Below are 22,092 nucleotides of genomic sequence, written 5' to 3' on the forward strand. Positions count from 1 at the left end.
ACAAGGAGCGCCACCATGGCCAGAAAGATCAGCTACCAGCAAGCCATCAACGAAGCCCTGGAACAGGAGATGCGCCGCGATCCCACCGTCTTCCTCATGGGCGAGGACAACGCCGGCGGCGCCGGGGCACCCGGCGAACAGGACGCCTGGGGCGGCGTGCTCGGCGTCACCAAGGGTCTCTATCACAAGTTTCCCGGGCGGGTGCTGGACACCCCGCTGTCGGAGATCGGCTACGTCGGCGCGGCGGTGGGCGCCGCCGCCCGCGGCACCCGGCCGGTGTGCGAACTGATGTTCGTCGACTTCGCAGGCTGCTGCCTGGACCAGATCCTCAATCAGGCCGCCAAATTCCGCTACATGTTCGGCGGCAAGGCGGTCACCCCGCTGGTCCTGCGGACCATGGTCGGCGCGGGCCTGCGGGCCGCGGCCCAGCATTCGCAGATGCTCACCTCCTGGTGGACCCACATCCCCGGGCTCAAGGTGGTCTGCCCGGCCACCCCCTACGACGCCAAGGGGCTGCTGATCCAGGCCATCCGCGAAAACGACCCGGTGATCTTCTGCGAGCACAAGCTGCTCTACGGCATGCAGGGCGAGGTACCGGAGGAGTCCTATGCCATCCCCTTCGGCGAGGCCAGCTTCCTGCGCGAGGGTGACGACGTCAGCCTCATCACCTATGGCCGGATGGTGCACCTGGCCATGGACGCCGCTGCCAACCTGGCGCGCCAGGGGGTGTCCTGCGAGGTGCTGGACCTGCGCACCACCAGCCCGCTGGATAGGGACAGCATCCTGGAAAGCGTGGAAAAGACCGGTCGCGCGGTGGTCATCGATGAAGCCAACCCGCGCTGCTCGGTGGCCACCGACATCGCCGCCCTGCTCGCCGAGCAGGCCTTCGACGACCTGCGCGCCCCGGTGCAGCTGGTGACGGCGCCGCACACCCCGGTGCCCTTCTCCGATGCCCTGGAAGACCTCTATATCCCCGACGCGGCCAAGATCGAGCGCGCCGTGGTCAAGATCACCCAAGGGAGGCAGGCCGCATGAGCCAGATCCATACCCTGACCATGCCCAAGTGGGGCCTGTCCATGAGCGAGGGCCGGGTCAACGCCTGGCTCAAGGCCGAAGGCGACCCCATCGCCAAGGGCGACGAGGTGCTCGACGTCGAGACGGACAAGATCAGCAGCAGCGTCGAGGCGCCCTTCTCCGGCACCCTGCGCCGCTGCCTGGCGCGCGAGGACGAGACCCTGGCGGTGGGCGCCCTGCTGGCCATCGTGGTGGAAGGCGAGGCCAGCGACGAAGAGATCGACGCCGTGATCGCTCGGTTCGAGGAAGACTTCGTGCCCGGTGGCGAAGACGCCGCCGAGGCCGGTCCCCAGGCCCAGCGCATCGAACTCGACGGCCGGCCGCTGCGCTATCTGGAGCGCGGTGAAGGTGGCTTGCCCGTGATGCTGATCCACGGTTTCTCCGGCGATCTGGACAACTGGCTGTTCAACCACGAGGCCCTGGCCGCCGAGCGCCGGGTGATCGCCCTGGACCTGCCCGGCCATGGCCAGTCCGGCAAGACGCTGGCCACGGGCGACCTCGCCGAGCTGGGCGCCGCGGTGCTGGCACTGCTCGACCACCTGGACATCCCCCGCGCCGTGCTGGTCGGTCACTCCATGGGGGGCGCCGTGGCCCTGCACCTGGCGCAGGTGGCGCCGCAGCGGGTCGCCGGCCTGGTGCTGATCGGCAGTGCCGGGCTGGGTTCGGAGATCAATGGTGACTACCTCGAAGGCTTCATCGCCGCCACCAGCCGCAACCAGCTCAAGGGCCCGGTCAGCCTGTTGTTCAGCGATCCGGGCCTGGTCACCCGGCCGATGCTGGAGGATCTGCTGAAGTACAAGCGGCTGGAAGGCGTGGACCAGGCGCTGCACCAGCTGGCGGGCAACCTCTTCGCCAATGGCCAGCAGGCCCAGGTAATGCGCCAGGTACTGGGCGGTGAAATTCCCGCGCTGCTGATCTGGGGCAAGGCCGACGCCATCATTCCGGTCCAGCATGCCGAAGGCCTGCCCGCGGCCGTCCAGGTCGAGATCCTGGAGGGCCAGGGCCATATGGTGCAGATGGAAGCCGCCGACCAGGTCAACGCCCTGATCCAGGCCTTTCTGCCCCGCTGCGAACGCTAGAGGAGCCTCGTCATGAAAGCAGCCCGTTTCCATGCCGCCCGCGACATCCGGGTGGAAGACGTCCCGCCACCCGGCGCGCCGGGCCCCACCCAGGTGCTGGTCAGGAACCAGTTCTGCGGCATCTGCGGCACCGACCTGCACGAATACCTGGGCGGCCCCATCTTCATTCCCACCGCGCCGCACAGCTACACCGGCGGCCAGGTGCCGCAGATCCTCGGCCACGAGTATTCCGGCGTGGTGGAGGCCGTGGGCAGCCAGGTGACCGCGGTGAAACCCGGTGACCGGGTCTCCATCCAGCCCATGGTCTCGCCGCGGGACGACTACTACGGCCGCCGCGGCCAGTACCAGCTCAGCGAACAGCTGGCGATCATCGGCCTGTCGCATCCCTGGGGCGGCATGGCCGAGTACTCCCTGGTGGAGGATTACAACGCCATCCCCATGCCGGACGACCTCAGCACCGCGCACGCGGCGCTGATCGAACCCACGGCGGTCACCGTCTACGCCACCCACAGGGGCGGTGTGAAACCCGGCGACAGCGTGCTGGTGGCCGGTGCCGGACCCATCGGCCAGTTGCAGGTCATGGCCGCGCGCGCTGCCGGGGCCACCCGGATCTTCCTGGTGGATCTCAACGACAACCGCCTGGAGATGGCCCGGCGCCTGGTGGACGGCCTCATCACCCTCAATCCCGGCAGCACCGATGTGCTACGCGAGGTGCGCGCCCACACCGCCGGTGGCGTCGGCGTGGACGTGGCCTTCGAATGCGTCGGCGCCGAGGCCCCGCTAGGGCTGTGCCTGGAAGCGGTGCGCCGCCAGGGCGTGGTGGTGCAGGTGGGAATGCAGGGCAAGCCGCCAGCGCTGGATGGCTTCACCCTGACCTACAAGGACGTCGACCTGCGCGGCTCCTGGTGCTACTCGACGCTGATGTGGCCCAAGGTCGCGGCCCTGATCGCCAGTGGCCAGCTGCCGGCGGAAAAGGTGGTGACCCGCCATATCGCCCTGGACGACGTGGTGGAACAGGGCTTCGAGGCCTTGCTGGACAAGGCCGGGACCCAGTTGAAGATCCTGATCGAGTTGTAGGGCTTTCCCACGCGGCCGGCCGCGTGGGCTTCTTCTCGCCCTACTGGAAGGTCGTCGCGCTAAAGCTCGGGCGTGCGGTGAGGCGCTGGTGGAAGGCCACCAGCCGTCCGTGCGCGGACCAGTCGATCTCCGGCAGGCGAAAGCTCAGGTAGTCCAGGCCGACGGCCACCAGGTAGTGGCTGAAATCGAGGTCCTGTGCATCCAGCGTGGACGTCTCCGCCAAGCGCGCCAGCAGCCGGTCGATGGCCGCCAGTCGGCGGGCACCCAGCACCGAGTCATCCTGAGCCGCACCGCCATGCTTGCGGGCGATCACCGTGCCGAAGGCGGCGTCGATCAGGCCCTGGCCCAGGCCGGCCAATTGCAGGCGTTCGGCCGCGAGCGGACTGCCGCCACCCAACTGGTGCAGATGGACACAGATCAGCAGGGTCTCGCTGAGGGCAAGGCCCTCGTCGGTGATCAGGGCCGGGACCTTGTTGCCCGGGTTGGCTGTAAGCAAGGTCGGATCGTCGTTCCAGGGATCGCTCCACACCAGTGTCAGTCGCGCGCCGAAGCCGGCTTCGAGGGCGGTGACGCGCGCAGCGCGGGCATAGGGCGAGGTCTGGTTCAGCAGCAGTTGCATGGCGGACTCCGGGACACGGCGGGTGATGAGGGCGCCCGCCAGTGTAGCCGCTGGCGTACGCCCTCAGTGCGGTCGGGTCACCGTTAGGACCACGGCGGCGATGCGATCGGTATGGGCATAGACGCCGCTCTCCAGTTCTTCACCGAAGACATCCGGGTCCAATTCGCGATAGCGCCAGGCCACGTCCTGGTCGGCCAGGCGGGTGCGGACTTCCTCCAGGAAGGGATCGCGTCCCTCGACCATGGCCACGCCGGTGTAGAGCAGCAGGGTGCCACCCGGGGCCAGGCGCTCCAGCGCCGTGTCGAGGATGGCCAGCGACAGGCCAGCGCCCAGCGCGCCGCCGCCATGACGATAGGCGCGCTCGCCCGGATCGACCAGATAGGGCGGATTGGACAGGATGAAGTCGAAGTCTCCGTCCACGTCCTTGAGCAGATTGCTGTAGCACGCTTGCAGATTGTCGGCTCCGGCCAGCGCGGCATTGACCCGGGTCAGTGCCAAGGCGCGCTGGTTGATGTCCACCGCGAGCACCTCGGCATCGGGCCGCGCCAGGGCGACCAGGATGGCACCTGGACCGGCGCCACTGCCGATGTCCACCGCCCGGCGGATGGTGCCGGTCTCGAAGCGCAACTGGGCTTCCAGGGCACTGGCATAGCGATAAGTATCGGGGCCGAAGAACACCGCATCGGCTTCTTCGGTGGGATAGGCGGAATGCACGAACAGCTGATCGCCCAGGCTCGATACCCGTACCCGACTGCGCCAGCCGCCGGGCACCGGGGTCAGCAGCTCGGCCGCGGCCAGGGCGTCGATGAGGGACTCCGGCAGCACCTCGCGGGAAAACGGCCGGCTCCAGCCGAAGACGCCTTGCAGATCCCGTGCCCAGGCATTGCCGGGTCGGGCATTGACCCGGGCGTGAGAGGCCGGGGTCGGGGTGATGAAGTGATAGTCGGCTGCACGCAGCGTCTCGACTAGCAGCTCCAGCGCCTTGGTCGGGTCCGGGGTCGTCGCGGGGTGTTCGGGGTGTTCCATGGCCGTCACGGGCAGGTCCTTAGGTGGCAATCGAAATGAAAAAAAGGACCCTCGCGGGTCCTGGCCTGGGCGTCAGCCCAACAGCGAGACGAACAGCCGCGTCGCCAGCAGGCCGGCGCGGCTGTGATGGCGCGCCGGCGACAGCTGCTCGACCAGCAGCGCCATGGCGGCGGCGCGACTGGGCTGGCTCGCCAGCCGTTGCTCCAGTGCGGCTTCCTCGCTGTCGAAATCGCTGGTCTGGGCCCTGCTCGCATTGGCCGCCCCGCCCTGCTCCGCTTCCAGCGCCGGGCACAGGCGTTCCTGCTGGCGCTGGCGGGCGCGAAAGCTCACCTCGCGGCGCGGCAGCACGGCCACCCGCTCGCCAGTGGCCTGCTTGCGGGCGCCGTTGTGCACGAAATCGCCGGCGATCCAGTCGTGGATCAGTTGCTGCTCGTAGGCGGTGAAGACGCCGAACATCTCCGCGCGTTCGCCCTGGATCAGCCGCCAGAAGCGGCTGTTGGTGGGGTCCTCGTGGCGCTTGATCCAGCCCTGTTCCTGCATCACCTGGAGGAAGTCCGGAATCTGCGACGGATCGTATAGCCAGTCGCTGACGCTGCGTCCGCCGATGCGGCAATAGTCGGAATGCACATAGCGGCCGACGCTGCTCTTTTCCGCCAGCACCTCGATCACCGCCTGCTCCAGGTCGAAGCCGGCGATCACCGAGGTGGTGCTGGCGCCCAGTTCGTTGAGCAGATAACCCTGCACCACGCGCTGGTAGAAGGCCGCGCGGCCTTCCGCGGGCATGGCGTCGTGCACCGCCTGCAGGGCCTTGCGCGCATGGCCGGTGCCGGCGTTGTCGACGGTCACGTGCAGGGTGAAGTAATAGGGGTCGATGCCCAGTTCGTTGAGCTCGTAAGAGGTGATCAACAGGTGCAGCGGCAGTTGCTCGTAGCCCAGGTTGAAACCCAGCACCTCGGGCAGGTAGTGATCGGCGTTATGGGCCAGGGCCAGCTGGATGGCGCCCTGCACATAGTGGTCGTCGCTCAGGTCGGCGAAGTCCTCGCAGCCGTGGCTGGCCAGCAGCTTGCGATAGAGCACCACATGATTCTTGTCCGGTTGGCCGTCGCCCAGTTCTTCGAGGTAGATCTGGATGGCGGCGCGATAGCGCAGGTCGTCCCAGTGGGCCAGGGTGCCATAGAGCCAGGCGCCATCCACCAGTTTGGTCGGCGCCACGCCGCGCAGGAAATACAGCGCATGGGCCTTGCTGCCGAAATAGCGGCGCGGCGCCCCGGCCTTGCGTGCGGCCAGGTAGTCGCGGTACTGGGCGCCGACCCGGGCGTTGTTCTCCAGCACCCAGGCCTCCAGGCCGTCGGAGTCTTCCGGCAGGTCGGCGGTCATGCCGGCTACCGCCTGCAGCTGGTCGTCGAGAAAGAGACGGGCCCGCTCCTGCGCCTGGGCACCCGGGTGGTCTACCAGCAACGCCTGGTAGAGCGCCTTGGCGGGTTCGAGAGTGACCGGGTTCGAGGCGGCGTGCTGGCCGGTAACGGCTCTTGTCGTGGTCTGCATGAGGGGCACATCTGGCAGCTGATGAATACCTCATTCGGCCCATGGGAGAGACCTAGGTTCCTGACCGAACCCGCGCTGTAGCGTGCCGCCTCGCTTGTGGCCGTCAAAGGCGCAGGCTCGGGAACACTGCCATTCGTCGGCGGCCGGTCCGCGCCGCTTCGCCTGTTGCCACCTTCCTGGCCAGGCGACGGGTGACCCGACGAGGGACCTCATTTCCCACCCTGACAGGCCGATAGCCTGGAAACCCATGCGACCGCCAGGCCCTGCCCATGTCCCCCGCCGATTCCGACGTCGATCTGCGCACCCTCCTCGATTCGATCCAGGAGTTCATCGTCGCCAAGGACGGCCAGGGGCGCTGGCTGTTCGTCAATCGCATCGTGCTCGAAGCCTATGCCATGGTCGGCTTCGACTATGTGGGCATCACCGATGTCGAGTTGATCGAGCGGTTTCCGACCCATGCCGAGGCCTTCCGCTACAACATCGACACCGACGAGCAGGCCTGGCAGAACGGCGCGCCCACCCAGATCGAAAAGTCCTTCCTGGGCCCGGACGGTCGCATCAACACCTGGGAAGTGGTCAAGACCCCGCACTTCGATGCCCAGGGTGGACGGCGGCTGCTGACCATCGTCAGTCGCAACGTCACCGAGCGCAAATTGGCCGAGACCGCCCTGCAGGAAAGCGAAAGGCGCTTCCGGTCACTGGCCTACCTGGACGCCCTGACCGGCATCGCCAACCGCCGCAGCATCCTCGACCAGATCGCCCATTACCGGGCTGGCGCTGCCGGCCACCTGCCCTGCGCCCTGTTCTATCTGGACCTCGACCGCTTCAAGGCCATCAATGACGAATTCGGCCACGAATTCGGCGATCTGCTGCTGGTGGCCTTCGTCGCCCGGGTCAGCGCCTGCCTGCGCACTGGCGATCTGCTTGGCCGGATCGACGGCGACGAATTCATCGTCTTCCTGCGCGAGACCTCCGCCGATGCGGCCCTGGCCCTGGCCGAGCGCCTGTGCAGTGCCCTGCAGCGACCCTGGCAGCTGCAGGGCATCAGCCTCCAGACCACCTCCTCCATCGGCATCGCCCATTGCACCGATGGCAGCCTCAATGTCCATGAACTGATCCGCCGCGCCGACGGCGCCCTGTACCAGGCCAAGCGCGCCGGCCGGGCGCGGGTGGTGCTGGCCGAGGCCTAGAGGCGTTCGGTCGGCTGGGCGCGGATCAGGATCTCGCGCTGGCGAAAGGCCGCTTCCAGCCGGCGCCGATAGTCCGTCCACCAGGCCCTGTCCAGGGCTTCGGTCATGACCTCGTAGACCAGCAGCTCGTCGTCCTCGACGCGCTCCGCCTCGTCCTGGCACAGGCCCTCCACCGGCGCCCGGCTGAAGGCGGTCAGCCCGCCGAAGCGCGCCACCAGTTCCTCACGGACCTCCTGGAACAGCGCCCCGGGCAGGCGCTGGCCGTCGTTGTCGTTCAGGGGTAGCAGCAACTGGATGAGGTACATGGCCGTCTCTCCTGGGATCTTTCGCTGCAGACCCCCTGGCACCCCTGACCGGTTCCCGGCCGTTGGTCCCGCCATGCCGGCCTGCCGGTAGGCAGGAAACGAAAAGGCCCTGCCGAGGGGCTCTCGGCAGGGCCTTTCCAGGCGTTCAGCTGGATCAGACCGAGAAGCGACCGACCAGGCGATTCATGTCCACCGCCAGGCGCGAGACCTCATGGGCGGCCGCGGCGGTCTGGTGGGCACCGGCCGAGGTCTGGATCGACAGGTCGCGGATGCTGACCAGATTCTGGTCCACCGATCGGGCGACCTGGGCCTGCTCTTCCGACGCCGTGGCGATGAGGAAATTGCGCTCGTTGATCTCGGTGATGGAGCGGGCGATCTCCTCCAGGGCGGCGCCGGCTTCGTGGGCGATCTTCAGGGTGGCGGTGGCCTCGTCGCGGCTGCGTTGCATGGCCTGCACGGCGCCTTCCGAACCGTTCTGGATGCCGCCGATCATCTGCTCGATCTCGCGGGTGGATTCCTGGGTTCGGTGGGCCAGGGCGCGCACCTCGTCGGCGACCACGGCGAAGCCGCGACCCTGTTCACCGGCCCGGGCGGCTTCGATGGCGGCGTTCAGCGCCAGCAGGTTGGTCTGCTCGGCGATGCCACGGATCACATCGACCACGGTGGCGATGCCTTGCGCCTGTCCGGCCAGAGCGACGATCTGCTCGCTGGTGTGGGACACGGTGCTGGTCAGGGAGTTGATGGCATTGACGGTCTCGGTGACGCGGGCCGCGCCCAGGCCGGTGGAGCGCTCGGATTGCTGCGCCGAGGTCGAGGCCGAGGCGGCGTTACGCGCCACCTCCTCCACGGCGGCGGTCATCTCGTTGACCGCCGCGGCAGCCTGTTCCACCTCGCCGTTCTGGCGTTGCAGGCCACGGCTGGCTTCTTCGGTCACGGCATTCATCTCTTCGGCGGCGGACGCCAGCTGGGTCGAGGCTTCGCCGATGTGGCTGACGGTGTCGCGCAGGGTCTGCTGCATCTGCACCGTGGCCCGCATCAGGTCGGCCATCTCGTCGCGACCCTCTGCCACAACCGACACCCGCAGATCGCCTTCGGCAATGCGCTTGTTGATGGCCAGCACCTGGCGCAGCGGCTGCAGGATGCTGCGGGTATAGAGCACAGCCATTACTACGGTGAGGACCACGGCCACGGCGGAGATGACCCCGAGCAGCCAGAGGTTACGGCTATAGGTCTGGTTGGCCAGCTCGCCCGCCTGCTTGGCGCCGCGTTGGTTGAAGTCACCCAGGGCGACGATCTTCTCCTGCAGGTCGTTGGTCAGCGGACGGATGTTGGCGTTGACGTAGGCGGTCCCTTCGCTGGCCGGACGCGTCCGGGCGATGGCAACGATCTCGTCGAGCCGGGCGTCGTAGGCCTTGACGCCGGCGGACACGGCATCGGCCAACCGCTGCTCCTCAGGCGAAGCGACCAGGGCCTGATAGGCCGCCACCTCCTTCTGCAGCTGGCCGCGCGTCTGGGCGATGGTCGCCGCGGCGGTCTGCTTCATCTGGTCGTCCTCCGAGGCCACCATGCGCAAGGTCTCCAGGCGCAGACGGAGCACCAGGGTATCCATCTTGGCGGTCTGGGCGATGCTGGCCATCCAATTGGTCTCGACGTCCTGCTCCGCTTTATAGAGCGAATTCAGGCCGACGGCCGAGGTGACCGCCAGGACCAGCAGCAACAGGGTGACGGCGGCAAAACACACGGCCGAACGGGCCGACAATCTCAGGGTACGCATGGAATGACTCCGGGCAGACAGGGCAGATTCACCTCCTTCTGTTCGGCGTCACCGTCCCTTGACTGAATAGCCACCCATCGCCGATCAGCGGCACCCCCTCGATAAGCTGCAGGCTAGAGCTGGCGCGGCCTGCAGCGATATACACCGGCCCGACGACGGGAGCCCAAGCCTGGCAAAGGACCACTCTAACTCAGGCTAGAATGAGCCTTCTCCACCATCGAAATGCCCATGTCGCCTATCAAGTCCCGCCCTGCGCACCTGGTCCCGCTGCGCAACCGCCTGCTGGCCATCGCCTTCGCCGGGATCGTGCCCCTGGCGCTGATTGCCGGGCTGGGGCTGTGGCTGCTCGTCCATCACCAGCAGCATGAAGCTGAACAGCGGGCGCTGGAATCCAGCCGCCAGGCCGCCACCACCATCGAGAGCGAACTGCGCCGTTCGGTGACCATCCTCCAGGCCCTGGCCGAGTCGCCCCTGCTGGCGGCGGGCGACCTGGAGGGCTTCGCCACCCTGGTCGAGCGGGTCCTGCCGCTGGCGCCGGGATGGCGCTCGGTGCTGCTCGCCACACCGGATGGCCAGGTGGTCCGGCGCATCTCTACGCAACAGCGTCAACCCGCGGGCTCGCTGGCCGAGCCGGAAAGCTTCGCCGAGGTGGTCGCCCGACGTCGCCCGGTCATCGGTCAGCTGGGCAAGGGGCCCTCCGGCCAGCTGGCCTTTCCGGTAAGGGTGCCGGTGCAGCGCGAGGGTAGGCTGAGCTTCGTGTTGACCGCGGTGATGACACCGGAAAGCATCCGCGCGGCGCGTCTGGCCCGCGCCCTGCCCAAGGACTGGGTGGGCTCGGTATTCGATCGCCATGGCCTGCGCATTGCCCGTACCAGTCTGCATGAGGAAAGCCTGGGCGAGCCCGCCCTGCCAGGCCTGGCGGCGATCCTGACGCAACCGGGTGAGGAAGGCGTCGGCACCGCCCGTACCCGCGAAGGCCGCCAGGTCTATACCGCCTTCGTGCGCCTGCCCGATTCCGGCTGGACCGTGACCACCGCCATCCCCACCGAAGAGGTGACCGCGGCCGCCAATCGTTCCTTCGCCCTCTATGGCGGTGGCCTGGTGCTGTCGGTGGCTTTCGCCTGGGCGATGGCCCTGCTGCTGTCGCGGCGCATCAGCCAGCCGGTACAGGCGCTGCAGGCCGCCGCCCAGGCGCTGGGCCAGCGCCAGCCACCCGTGCTGCCGGACAGTGACGTCCTGGAGATCCGCCAGGTCGGCGAAGCCCTGCTGGCCGCAGCCGACGCCCGCCGGCTGCTGGAAGAGGAGCGGGACGACTACCTGCGGGGCCTGCAGCGGAGTCAGGAACAGTTGCAGCTGCAGGTCGCCGATCTGGAGGTCCTGCAACGGCTCAATCATCGCCTGCTGCAATTGCCCTCGCTGTCGCAACAGTTGCAGGAGATCCTCGAGGTCCTCTGCCACTTTCATCAGACGTCTCAGGGCTGCGTCTCGCTGCTGGAAGACGGCAAGCCGCCGCAGCTGTATTTCGCGCCGGGCTTCGCGGCCGAGGAGCAGGACCAGTTGGCCGCCCTGCAGCCCGCGGACAGCGCCTGTGCCGCCGCCCTGCGCAGCGGTACCCGCGTGGTGATACCGGAGCTGGCGACCGCGCCTGAGTTCGCCGCCCTGGCCACGCTTGGCCGCCGCCTGGGCTTTGCCGCCCTGCATGCCGTGCCCTTGCGCAGTACCCTACACGGCACCCTCGGCGCGCTCACCGTGCACCTGCCGGAGGCCGGGGAACCCACGCCGCGCCAGCAGCGCCTGGCCGATCTGTGCGCCTCCAAGGCGGCGCTGGTGATCGATCGCGCCCGGATCCAGGAGGCCGCGCTGCACTCGCAACGCCGCCTGCGGGTGGCGCTGGAGAGCTCGCAGGTGTCCTTTGGCATCGCCGTGCCCGCTGCCGAAGGCGGCTTCGTCTGGGACTATCTCAACCCCATCGGCGCCGCCACCCTGGGCCACGACGGCAGCGCCGCGCATCCCAGCCTGCCCTGGGCCGGTCCGCGCATCCTGCAGGCCTGTGGTGAGCACCAGGCCGACGAGGCGGCCTGGTCCGTCGAACTACAGGGCGCCGATGCCAGTGGCACCAGCCGCTGGCTGCAGATCAGCGCCACGCCCTTCGACGGCAACGTGGCGGTCTGGTTTCTCGACATCACCGAGCGCAAGCGCCAGGAACAGCAGCTGCGCGACAACGATCGGCAAAAGGATGAATTCCTCGCCGTGCTGGCCCATGAGCTGCGCAATCCCCTGGCGCCCATCCGCCATGCGGCGGCGCTGATCGCCGCGCCCCAGGCCTCGCTCGAACAGCAACAGCGCAGTTGCCAGACCATCGAGCGGCAGGTGGAACGCATGGGCGCCCTGCTCAATGACCTGCTGGACATCTCACGCATCACCTTTGGGCGCATCACCCTGCACAATGCCTTCGTTACCCTGCAGACGGTGCTCCAGGCGGCGGCCGACGCGGCCCAGGCGCCGATGCAGGACAAGGGTCAGAGCTTCATGCTGCAACTGCCCGAGGCGCCGCTCTGGCTGTACGCCGATACGCTGCGCCTGGAGCAGATCTTCATCAACCTGCTGGGCAACGCCGCCCGCTACACCCCGGCGGGCGGTCGGATCATCCTCTCCGTACAGGCGGGCGCCAAAGAGGTGCGGGTGGAGATCGCCGACAACGGCATCGGCATCGCGCCCGAACGCCTGACCGATCTTTTCCAGATGTTCGGCCAGATCGATCCGCGCCTGGCAGAACGCTCGCCGGGCCTGGGTATCGGCCTGGCGCTGTCCCGCGAACTGGCGCGGCTGCAGGGTGGCGACATCACCGCGACCAGCGCCGGCCTGGGTCAGGGCAGCCGCTTCATCGTGAGCCTGCCGCTGACCGTGGCGCCTCCGGCGGCAATTGCCGAGCCCGTCGCAGCGGCGCCAGCGCTGCCGGCCACCCGGCGGATCCTGGTGGCGGACGACAACCCCGACATCGCCGACACCATCGCCGAATTGCTGGAGCTGGATGGCCACGAGGTACGGGTCGTCTACGACGGCCAGGCGGCGCTCACGCTGTTCCAGAGCTATGGCCCCGACATCGTCATCTCCGACATCGGCATGCCGGGGCTGACCGGTCACCAACTGGCCCGGGCGATCCGCGAGATCCCGGCCGGGCAGGCCGTCAAGCTGATCGCCATGACCGGCTGGGGTCAGGCCCAGGACAAGGCCGAGGCCTTGGCGGCGGGCTTCGATCATCACCTGACCAAGCCGGCCGACATGCAGACCCTCTATGCGCTGGTGGGCGGCTAGGCGGTGACCCGGCGCGCGCCGGCCAGCCGCGTCAGCCCATAGAGCGCGGCGCCGACCAGCAGCATCAGCGCGGCGCGCCACCAGGTCGCCGCGCCCTGCTGGGCCAGGAGCAGCGCACAGGAGGCCAGGGCCAGCACCGGAAAGAGCCAGTGGACGCGGAAATGCGCGTGTTCGACCCGGTCGCGCTTGAGCACCAGCACCGCCAGGTTGGTGCTGATGAACACCACCAGGAGCAAGAGCACCACGGTCTCGGCCAGCACATCCAGGGTGCTGGTATAGGTCAGGGCGATGGCCACCGCGGTGGTGGCGAGGATGGCGACCCCCGGGGTCTGTCGCCGCGGCAGTACCCGACCGAGCACCGCCGGCAGCAGCCCCTGGCGGGCCATGCCGTAGGCCAGGCGGCTGGCCATGATCATGGTCAGCAGCGCGCCATTGGCTACCGCGATCAGGGCGATGACGGCAAATAGCCGGGTCGGCACGCCCAGCCCCGAGGCGCCGAGGACGTCCATCAGCGGCGCGCCCGAGGCCTTGAGCTGCGCCACCGGCAGCACCAGCGCGGCGCCCGCCCCCACCAGCATGTAGACGATGCCGGCGATGACCAGGGCGCCAAACAGCGCCCGCGGATAGACGCGGCTGACATCGCGTACCTCCTCGGCCAGGTTGGCCGAGGTCTCGAAGCCAACGAAGGAATAGAAGGCCAGCAGCGAGGCGCTGAGAATGGCCACCGTGGCCGAGGGCGCATCCACCTCCAGCAGCCGCGCGGGCTCACCCTGCCCCTGGGCGACGAACCAGGCCGCCGCCACGATGACGATCACCAGGCCCGACAACTCGACCAGGGTCATCACCAGGTTGACCGACAGCGATTCCTTGATGCCCCGGGCATTGAGCAGGCCGATGAGCACCAGGAAGGCCAGGCAGACCCAGCCGGCCGGCCAGGGCACCAGGGCCTGCAGATAGCCACCGGCAAAGGCCACCGCCAGCCCCGCGGCACTGGTGACGCCAGCGGCCAGCATCGAGAAACCCACCAGAAAGGACAGCCAGGGCCGGCCGAAGGCGCGTTCGGCAAAGACCGCCGCGCCGCCCGCCCTCGGGTACTTGGTGACCAGCTCCGCATAGGAGGCGGCGGTCAGCAGGGCGAACAGCAAGGCGATCAGCAGCGGCGCCCAGATGGCACCGCCGACCCGCCCGGCGATCGTCCCCGCCAGGGCATAGACACCCGCGCCCAGCACGTCGCCGAGGATGAAGAACAGCAGCATGGGCAGGGTGATGGCGCGTTTGAGCGTGGTGGTTGCGGGGGAAGATTCCGTGGCCATGGCGTGGTGCTCCTGGAGCGGTCGAAGAGACGGACGCGGGCCCTTGCCGAACCCGTCGCGTGCAACCGTAGAGAGCCCGCGCGCCGACCGGGTTCCAGCCCCTGACCGTTCGTCCCCCGGGCCGGACGGTCAGGCGCGCGGGCATAGCGCGATCCTGGGCCCCGGCTGCCGGCCAGCCGCCGCTGCGCTTGCCCTCGTCTAGCCCGGGAGCCCGCGCGAGCGCACCGTTTCGCTGGCATGCAGCGGTTTTGCCCGGCCACCGGCAAGCCACCGATCCGCCGGGTTTGCCGATCAGCGGCAGGGCCTTTTCGCCCTCGCGGGCCCTTGCCACAGTCTCCGACTTTTTGCGGTCGAACGACCTGAAGATCCCTGCCCCCGAGGATGCCCAGCAAGATGAGTGAGGGACCCCTGGCCACGCTGACGCGCGCCGAACTCGAAGCCGAGGTGCTGCGCCTGCGCGCCGCCTTGCAGGAGGCCCTACCGGACAAAGACGCCCCCCGCCGCCCCAGCAAGGCACGCAGCCGCGCCGTGCTGGAAAGCACCACCCAGTTCGCCATCGTGGTCTGCGACCGCGAGGGGCTCATCACGGACTGGAATCCGGGCGCCGAGCAGGTCATGGGCTGGACCGCCCAGGAGATGATCGGCCAGGATGCCTCGCGCTTCTTCACCCCTGAAGACCGGGCCAACCGTCGTGCCGCGTACGAGATGGCCAAGGCGTTGCGGGATGGCAGCGCCATGGATGAGCGCTGGCACCTGCGCAAGGACGGCCAGCGCTTCTGGGCCTCGGGCGAGATGATGGCCCTGACCGACGACGACGGCGAGCCCCTGGGGTTCGTCAAGATCCTGCGCGATCGTACCGTCGAACACCTGGCGGGCCTGGCGCTCAAGGAAACCCAGGAACGCTACCGGCTGGTGGCCGAAGCCACCAACGACGCCATCTGGGACTGGGACTTCAGCACCGGCCAGGTGCGCTGGAACGAAGCCCTGACCACGGCCTATGGCCACGCCCCGGAAGCGGTGGACTCTACCGGCAGCTGGTGGCTCGCCCAGATCCATCCGGACGACCGCACGCGGATCGACGCCTCCATCCATGGGGTGATCGATGGCGACGGCCTGGTCTGGACCGACGAATACCGCTTTCTGCGTGCGGACGGCTCCTATGCGCTGGTGTTCGACCGCGGCCGGGTGATCCGTGATGTCTACGGCCGCCCCACGCGGATGATCGGCGCCATGCTGGACATGAGTCAGCTGCAGACGGCGGAAACCGCCCTGCGCAAGAGCGAAGAGCGCTTTCGCGCCATCATCGAGACCATCGGCTCGGCCTTCGCCATCGTCCAGGTCAAGTTCGATGCCGACGACAAGCCCATCGACTACCGCTTCCTGGAGGCCAATCCGGCCTTCGAACGCCAGGCTGGGGTCAATCTGCGCGGCAAGTGGGTGACCGAGTTCGCCCCCAACCTGGAGCAGTTCTGGTTCGACACCTATGGCCATGTGGCCAAGACCGGCGAACCGGCGACCTTCGAGAACTACGCCAACACCTTCGAACGCTGGTTCGACGTGCGCGCCGTGCGGGTCGGCGACCCGGACGAGCGCCAGATCGCCATCCTCTTCAGCGACGTGACCGAGCGGCGCAACGCCGAGGAACGGCTGCGCGTCAGCGAGGCCCTGGCCCGGGAGAACATCGAGCGCGTGCAGCTGGCGCTTTCCGCGGGCGCCATCATCGGCACCTGGCACTGGGACCTGCCGACCGACAGATTCACCGTGGACGAAGCCTTCGCCACGGTCTTCGGCCTCGATGCGCAGCTGGGCCGCGAGGGCCTGAGCCTGGCGCAGGTGGTCACCAACGTCCATCCCGATGACAAGGAGGGCCTCGCCCGGGCCATCGAGGTGGTGATCGCCCAGGCCGGATCCTTCGCCCATCAGTACCGGGTGCGCCGCGCCGACGGCCACTACTACTGGATCGAGGCCAACGGCCGGGTCGACCATGCCGCCGACGGGACGCCGCTGCGCTTTCCCGGCGTGCTCATCGACGTCGAGGAGCGCCGCGCCATCGAGGCCGAGCGCGACAAGGCCCTGGCCGCCCTGCGCACCCTCAACGACACCCTGGAGGTGCGCGTGGCCGAACGCTCGGCCGAGTTGATGCAGGCCGAGGAAAAGCTGCGCCAGGCGCAGAAGATGGAAGCCGTCGGCCAGCTCACCGGCGGCCTCGCCCACGACTTCAACAACCTGCTGGCCGGTATCTCCGGCGCGCTGGAACTGATGGAGACGCGCATCGCCCAGGGTCGGCTGCGCGAACTCGATCGCTACCTGGTGGCCGCCCAGGGCGCGGCCAAGCGCGCCGCCGCCCTCACCCACCGGCTGCTGGCCTTTTCCCGGCGTCAGACCCTGGCGCCACGACCGGTGGACGTCAACCAGCTGATCGATGGCCTCACCGACCTCATCCAGCGCACCGTGGGTCCGAGCATCCAGGTCGAGACGGTCGGTGCCGCCGGCCTCTGGCCCGCCCTGGTGGATCCCAGCCAGCTGGAAAATTCGCTGCTCAACCTGTGCATCAATGCCCGCGACGCCATGCCCGACGGCGGCCGCATCACCATCGAGACCGCCAATCGCTGGATGGATCGCGAGACCGCCCGCGCCCAGGATCTGCCGGAAGGCCAGTACCTGTCGCTGTGCGTGACCGATACCGGGGTCGGCATCCCGCCCGAGGTGGCGGCCCGGGTGTTCGAGCCCTTCTTCACCACCAAGCCCATCGGCCAGGGCACCGGTCTGGGCCTGTCGATGATCTATGGCTTCGCGCGCCAGTCGGGCGGCCAGGTGCGGCTCTACTCCGAAGTCGGCCAGGGCACCACCCTGTGCATCTATCTGCCGCGTTATCTGGGCGAGGCGCCGGCCGATGAAGACCTGGCCACGCGCCTGGACATGGCCGGCAGCGCCCAGGGCGAGACGGTGCTCATCGTCGACGACGAGCCGACGGTGCGGATGCTGGTGGTGGATATCCTCGAAGACCTCGGCTACGCGGTGATCGAAGCCGCCGACAGCCTCACCGGCCTGAAGATCCTGCAGTCCGATGTGCACCTGGATCTGCTGATCACCGACGTTGGTCTGCCCGGTGGCATGAACGGCCGGCAGATGGCCGATGCGGGGCGCCAGTCACGCCCGGGGCTCAAGACCCTGTTCATCACCGGCTATGCCGAGAACGCCGCCATCGGCAACGGCCACCTGGACCCCGGCATGGAGATCCTGACCAAGCCCTTCGCCGTGGACACCCTGGCGGCGCGGGTGCGCGAGATGATGGGCGGCTAGCCCGCCCCGCTAGAAGCTGGCGCCGATCTTCAGCGCCACCGTATAGCCCTCCGCCCGGTTGCGCGTCTCGAATTCCTTGTAGGCGTGCAGCCAGATGGCCGGCAGCCCCGAGGCGGGGTCGAAGTAGCTGAGCGCCGGCCCCAGCGCCAGGGTGCGGGCGCGGTTGCCACGGGTCAGGCCCGGGGCGTCGTCGTCGCTGAGCTGGCGGTAGTAGTAGCCGCCCAGCCCCGCCGTCCAGGGACCGACGTGCTGGCCCACGGCGAATTCGTGGCGGTACTCCACCCCGCTGCGGTAGTCGGTGGCCGAGTTGCGCGCATTGATGTCGACCTGGAAGCTGGACGACAGCTCCAGCCCGCTGGGGCTGATGTAGCTGGCATTGAAGATCGGTGAGACCGTCCAATGGTTGGTCCCGGGACTGACCAGGCGATTCTTGTCGTAGTCGCCGGTGGGCGCCTGGATCGACAGCTGGGTGTTGATGCCGACGCCGGGCGCCGGCTCCCAGGCGAGGATCAGCGGGATCAGCTGCAGGTCGGCCGGGCGGAACAGCTCGGCGCTGTCGCTGAACACCCGCTGCCCGCCGGCGTTGATACCGAGGTCCGCATCCATGCGAAAGAACACCGAGACCGCGCCGAAGCCGTAGCGCGCCCCGAACAGCTGCTGATCGGTCATGCGCAGATAGGCCAGGCCGATGGCCAGGACGTTGATGTTGAAATCGTTGCCATCGTCCCGGCCATGGCTGTCCTTGATCACCCGCGCCTGGTAGTCGCTGAAGCGCATGCCGATCGTACCGACGGGCGTCGACGGCGGCATGAAGCCGGCGCCGAAGTCCTGCACCCCGGCGGCGGTGGTCGGCATGCCCTTCTCGGTGGCGTGGGTGGTGGCGGCCAGCGCCGCGAGTGACAGGACGGCGGCGCGGGTCAGCATTCCGGGCAGAGACGGCATGGCGGGATTCCTCAGGGCTTTCGAGCGGGCGAGCGAGGCCTCACCGGGCACGCGAGGCGCCCGGTCTTGGCGTAGGGATCAGGGGGAGATCAGTCCGGCGCGGCGGCGACCTGTTGCGCGATCTGCGCCTTGCGGTTGACGCCGAGCTTCTCGTAGATGCGCCTCAGGTGATGACGGACCGTGGCCGGCGCCATGCCCAGGTTGCGGGCGACTTCCTTGTAGGTCTGGCCGAGGGCGAAGCACTGGGCCACTTCCAGCTCGCGGGCACTGAGGCGTTCCGCCGAACTGCGCCGGCGCGCCTTGAGCAGCAGCAGATCGCCCAGCGGCTGGGCCTCGAGCTGCAGGGTACGGCCCTGGTAGGTACCCTGGGGATCGCAGGCGGGCGGCAGGCGATTGCCCTGCCAGCCCTCCCACTCTCCCGCCAGCAGGGCGGCGAAGCCGGGCTCCATGGACAGCAGCACGCCATAGCGATCGCACACCGCCAGGGCCAGTTCGTCGAAGCTGCCCTGGCTGTCTCTCAGGGTCGCCAGGGTGCGCAGGCAACTCTCGCGCTCGGCATGCAGCAGGTGCGGCATCAGCCATTCCACCAGCTGGCATTCCATGGCGGTGAAGGGGGTGGCGGGATGTTCGCGGAACAGCGTGAGGTGGACACCCAGGCGGGTCTGGTCATCGGTGAGCACGATGCGCAGGCCGTGGGCCAGGCCATACCGCTGCCCCAGGGCCGCCAGGCTCGGCGAAGCCGTCAGGTCCTGGCAGTCGAACACCTGGCAGCGCCCCTGCACCAGGTGCAGGTCGCCGAGGGTGCGGTCGTCGGCCTTGAGGGCATCCCATTCGCGGGTATAGCTGCCGGGCAGCCCCAGCAGAAAGGTGCTGTGCGCCACGGGGACGCCGTCGCGCCAGGCGGAGTTGCCCCACCAGGCCTTGTCGAAGGCGACCAGGCGCTGCAGCTGCGCCAGGGCCTGGGCATGGAATTCGGTGATGGCTCCGCCCCGCAGGCGGGCTTGCAGGGCCAGGACGACCTGGCTGAAGCGTGCGACCACGTCGCTGGGCACACTGCAGGAAACGACGGCTGACTGATCCATGCTACCCCCATTGTTTTGATTGTCTGGGTAGGATGCCGGCCCCCTGACGAGGCCTGGCTTGGGTCCGAGTCTACCGTACCGCGGCGGCGCGCCTATCGTTCAGATGCAGGATAGGCCGCCCTCAGCCACGGGCGCGCCCGCGCAACGGCCGCGGGCTAGCCGAGGTCCAACAGCCGCCGCCATCGTTCATCTGATCGATAGACCCGCCCCAAGCCTGCGGCGAGGCTGGCGGCGACCCGGCGTCCATCCTGGCGCCCGGGACCACAGGAGAAGCCCCATGCCCGACGTCTTCGCGCGCCTCACTCCCGAGGTGGCCGGCCTGCTGGCGCAGCTGGCCGCCCACCCGCAGCCGCCGCTGGATAGCCTCACCCCGGCGCAGGCGCGCGCCGCCTATGTGCAGCTGAATCGCGCCCTTGGCCTGCCGCCGGCGCCGGTGACGCGGGTGGACGAACTCAGCGCTCCCGGTCCCCTCGGCCCCATCCCGCTGCGTCTCTACCGCCCCTATGCGGAAGACGATCGACCGCGCCCGCTGGTGGTCTATCTGCACGGCGGTGGCTGGGTGATCGGCGACCTGGACAGCCATGATTCGCTCTGCCGCCAGATCGCCCTGGGCACCGGCTTCGCGGTGCTGGCGGTGCACTATGCCCTCGCCCCCGAGCATCCGGCACCGGCGAGCCCCGACGATGTGCTGGCCGCCCTGCACTGGCTGGCCGAGGCCGGCAGCGCCCTGAATCTCGATCTCGACCGCGTCGCCGTGGCCGGCGACAGCGCCGGCGGTGGCCTGGCGGCCATGGCCGCGCTGCACCTGCGCGAAGGACCGATCCGGCTCAAGGCCCAGGTGCTGATCTACCCCGGCGTCGACAACACGCCCGAGGCCTGGAACCACCCCTCGCGCATCGAGAATGCCGAGGTCCCACCGCTGACCCGGCCGATGATGGATTACTTCTCGGGGATGTATCTCCAGGACGTGGACACCCGCGACCCGCGCGTCTCGCCGCTCTATGCCCCCTCCCATGCCAACCTGCCGCCGGCGCTGATCTTCGGCGCCGAATGCGACGCCCTGCGCGACGATGCCCGCCTCTATGCCCAGGCGCTGATCGGCGCCGGCAACGCCGTGGAGTACCACGAGTTGCCGGGCATGATCCATGGCTTCATCGAGATGCTTGGGGTGCTGCCAGGCGTGCGCTGGACCCTGGAAAGGATGAATGCCTTTCTGCGCGAGCACCTGCAGCAGGCGACCTGAGGCCGCCCGCGCGGGTCAGACCCGGCCGAACCAGTGCAACACCAGCCGGTAGAGGTGCTCTGGCCAGCGCGACCACCAGCCGCCCTGCGCCGCCGCCTCCAGGGCCACCAGCGGGCGGGTCTGCAGGACGCGGTCGCCCTCCACCAGCTCCAGGCGGCCGACCACCGCGCCCTGGGCGATGGGCGCCACCAGCGGCTCGTTCAGTACCAGGCGGCGCTCGGGCGGTTGCTGGCCCTTGGGACGGGTCAGCACCACGTCCTCGGTCACGCCCACCGGCAGGGTCGCCTGCTCGCCCTCCCAGATCGCCGGGGTGCCCAGGGCGACGCCGGCCTTGTCGAGGCTCAGGTTGTCGAAGAAGCGATAGCCGTAGGTCAGCAGCTTCTGGGTGTCCGCCGCGCGGTTGTTGATCGAGTTGGAACCGAACACCGCGGTGATCAGCCGGCGTCCGTCGCGCAGCGCCGAGGTGACCATGCAGTAGCCAGCCGCCTCGGTATGCCCGGTCTTGAGGCCGTCCACGGTGTGGTCGCGCCACAGCAGCAGGTTGCGATTGGGTTGGCGGATGCCGTTCCAGGTGAAGTACTTCCTGGCATAGAGCTCATAGTAGGCCGACTCGTCCTGGATGATGGCGCGGGCCAGCAGCGCCATGTCGTAGGGCGAGGAAAAGTGCTCGGGGTCGGGCAGCCCGGTGGGATTCATGAAGTGACTGTCGTGCAGGCCCAGCCGCTGCGCGGTGGCGTTCATCAGGCTGGCAAAGCTCTCGTTGCTGCCGGCGATGTGCTCGGCCAGGGCCACGCTGGCGTCGTTACCCGAGTCGATGACGATGCCCTGCAGGAGATCGTGGACCGACACCTGGCTGCGCGGATCGAGAAACATCCGCGAGCCTTCGGTGCGCCAGGCGTGCTCGCTGACGGTGACCGGGTCGTCGGCCTTGAGCTGGCCGGCCTGGATGTCGCGGGTCGCCACATAGACGGTCATCAGCTTGGTCAGGCTGGCCGGCGGCAGGTGCTCGTGGGCATTCTCTTCGGCGATCACCTGGCCGGTGGTGGCATCCATCAGCACCCAGGCCTTGGCCGAGAGCTGGGGCGGCGAAGGAATCAGCACCGTGGCGGCGGGCGCAGCGGCGGGCGCGGCCTCGACCTGGCCGAGCCAGGCGAGACCCAGGGCGGCGAGGCCCAGTAGCAAGGGGTGTTTCACGAGCGGCAGAT

General features: G+C 68.7%; 16 protein-coding genes. 7 read left to right on the plus strand and 9 right to left on the minus strand.

The window, feature by feature from the left end:
• Positions 1-15: 15 nt before the first annotated feature.
• Genes QKY98_RS08480 through QKY98_RS08490 form a run of 3 tightly spaced genes read left to right on the plus strand, consistent with a single transcriptional unit; the run spans position 16 to position 3,230 of the window.
• A complete protein-coding gene (locus QKY98_RS08480) occupies positions 16-1,035 on the plus strand; it encodes an alpha-ketoacid dehydrogenase subunit beta (RefSeq protein ID WP_284670679.1) in 1,020 nt (339 codons plus the stop codon).
• Positions 1,032-2,153 carry an acetoin dehydrogenase dihydrolipoyllysine-residue acetyltransferase subunit gene (locus tag QKY98_RS08485; RefSeq protein ID WP_284670680.1) on the plus strand — a complete coding sequence of 374 codons (1,122 nt, stop codon included), beginning with the start codon at positions 1,032-1,034 and terminating at the stop codon, positions 2,151-2,153. The genes QKY98_RS08480 and QKY98_RS08485 overlap by 4 nt, the downstream gene beginning before the upstream one ends.
• A 12-nt stretch (positions 2,154-2,165) precedes the next feature.
• Positions 2,166-3,230, plus strand: a complete 1,065-nt coding sequence (locus tag QKY98_RS08490) for a 2,3-butanediol dehydrogenase (protein ID WP_284670681.1) — start codon at positions 2,166-2,168, stop codon at positions 3,228-3,230.
• 40 nt (positions 3,231-3,270) lie between these two features.
• On the opposite strand, the gene QKY98_RS08495 is transcribed toward QKY98_RS08490, so the two are convergent.
• The 3 genes from QKY98_RS08495 to QKY98_RS08505 all read right to left on the minus strand — a co-directional run bounded on the left by QKY98_RS08495 (position 3,271) and on the right by QKY98_RS08505 (position 6,420).
• Positions 3,271-3,849, minus strand: a complete 579-nt coding sequence (locus QKY98_RS08495; RefSeq protein WP_074582638.1) for a glutathione S-transferase family protein — start codon at positions 3,847-3,849, stop codon at positions 3,271-3,273.
• Positions 3,850-3,912: 63 nt separating this feature from the next.
• Entirely contained in the window at positions 3,913-4,875 is a 963-nt protein-coding gene (locus tag QKY98_RS08500) for a methyltransferase (protein WP_074583176.1), read from the minus strand.
• Between the two features lie 72 nt (positions 4,876-4,947).
• Positions 4,948-6,420, minus strand: coding sequence for an iron-containing redox enzyme family protein (locus QKY98_RS08505; RefSeq protein WP_144944821.1), 1,473 nt, complete (start codon positions 6,418-6,420; stop codon positions 4,948-4,950).
• Positions 6,421-6,689: 269 nt separating this feature from the next.
• Here QKY98_RS08505 and QKY98_RS08510 point away from each other — a divergent pair, with 269 nt between their 5' ends.
• Positions 6,690-7,610 carry a GGDEF domain-containing protein gene (locus QKY98_RS08510; RefSeq protein WP_284670682.1) on the plus strand — a complete coding sequence of 307 codons (921 nt, stop codon included), beginning with the start codon at positions 6,690-6,692 and terminating at the stop codon, positions 7,608-7,610.
• On the opposite strand, the gene QKY98_RS08515 is transcribed toward QKY98_RS08510, so the two are convergent.
• Positions 7,607-7,915, minus strand: coding sequence for a hypothetical protein (locus tag QKY98_RS08515; protein ID WP_169853753.1), 309 nt, complete (start codon positions 7,913-7,915; stop codon positions 7,607-7,609). The two genes, QKY98_RS08510 and QKY98_RS08515, sit on opposite strands and share 4 nt — an antisense overlap.
• Positions 7,916-8,069: 154 nt before the next feature.
• A complete protein-coding gene (locus QKY98_RS08520; RefSeq protein ID WP_284670683.1) occupies positions 8,070-9,689 on the minus strand; it encodes a methyl-accepting chemotaxis protein in 1,620 nt (539 codons plus the stop codon).
• A gap of 228 nt (positions 9,690-9,917) precedes the next feature.
• Here QKY98_RS08520 and QKY98_RS08525 point away from each other — a divergent pair, with 228 nt between their 5' ends.
• A complete protein-coding gene (locus QKY98_RS08525; protein ID WP_284670684.1) occupies positions 9,918-13,004 on the plus strand; it encodes a hybrid sensor histidine kinase/response regulator in 3,087 nt (1,028 codons plus the stop codon).
• On the opposite strand, the gene QKY98_RS08530 is transcribed toward QKY98_RS08525, so the two are convergent.
• Complete coding sequence (locus QKY98_RS08530) at positions 13,001-14,317, minus strand: APC family permease (RefSeq protein WP_027602127.1); 1,317 nt, start codon at positions 14,315-14,317, stop codon at positions 13,001-13,003. The two genes, QKY98_RS08525 and QKY98_RS08530, sit on opposite strands and share 4 nt — an antisense overlap.
• Positions 14,318-14,710: 393 nt before the next feature.
• On the opposite strand from QKY98_RS08530, the gene QKY98_RS08535 reads away from it, so the two are divergent.
• Positions 14,711-17,620, plus strand: a complete 2,910-nt coding sequence (locus tag QKY98_RS08535; RefSeq protein ID WP_284670685.1) for a PAS domain-containing hybrid sensor histidine kinase/response regulator — start codon at positions 14,711-14,713, stop codon at positions 17,618-17,620.
• A 9-nt stretch (positions 17,621-17,629) separates the two neighbouring features.
• Here the strand turns inward: QKY98_RS08535 and QKY98_RS08540 are convergent, their stop codons facing one another.
• Positions 17,630-18,544 carry a SphA family protein gene (locus QKY98_RS08540; protein ID WP_027599580.1) on the minus strand — a complete coding sequence of 305 codons (915 nt, stop codon included), beginning with the start codon at positions 18,542-18,544 and terminating at the stop codon, positions 17,630-17,632.
• Between the two features lie 107 nt (positions 18,545-18,651).
• Positions 18,652-19,644 (minus strand): helix-turn-helix transcriptional regulator, encoded by a 993-nt coding sequence (locus tag QKY98_RS08545; protein ID WP_284670686.1) that lies wholly within the window; start codon positions 19,642-19,644, stop codon positions 18,652-18,654.
• A gap of 277 nt (positions 19,645-19,921) precedes the next feature.
• Here QKY98_RS08545 and QKY98_RS08550 point away from each other — a divergent pair, with 277 nt between their 5' ends.
• A complete protein-coding gene (locus QKY98_RS08550; protein ID WP_284670687.1) occupies positions 19,922-20,887 on the plus strand; it encodes an alpha/beta hydrolase in 966 nt (321 codons plus the stop codon).
• A 15-nt stretch (positions 20,888-20,902) separates the two neighbouring features.
• Here the strand turns inward: QKY98_RS08550 and QKY98_RS08555 are convergent, their stop codons facing one another.
• Positions 20,903-22,069 carry a D-alanyl-D-alanine carboxypeptidase family protein gene (locus QKY98_RS08555; RefSeq protein WP_007158576.1) on the minus strand — a complete coding sequence of 389 codons (1,167 nt, stop codon included), beginning with the start codon at positions 22,067-22,069 and terminating at the stop codon, positions 20,903-20,905.
• Positions 22,070-22,092 lie beyond the last annotated feature (23 nt).

The organism is Pseudomonas sp. HR1 (genome assembly GCF_030175875.1).
GTDB classification, from domain to species: domain Bacteria; phylum Pseudomonadota; class Gammaproteobacteria; order Pseudomonadales; family Pseudomonadaceae; genus Chryseomonas; species Chryseomonas oryzihabitans.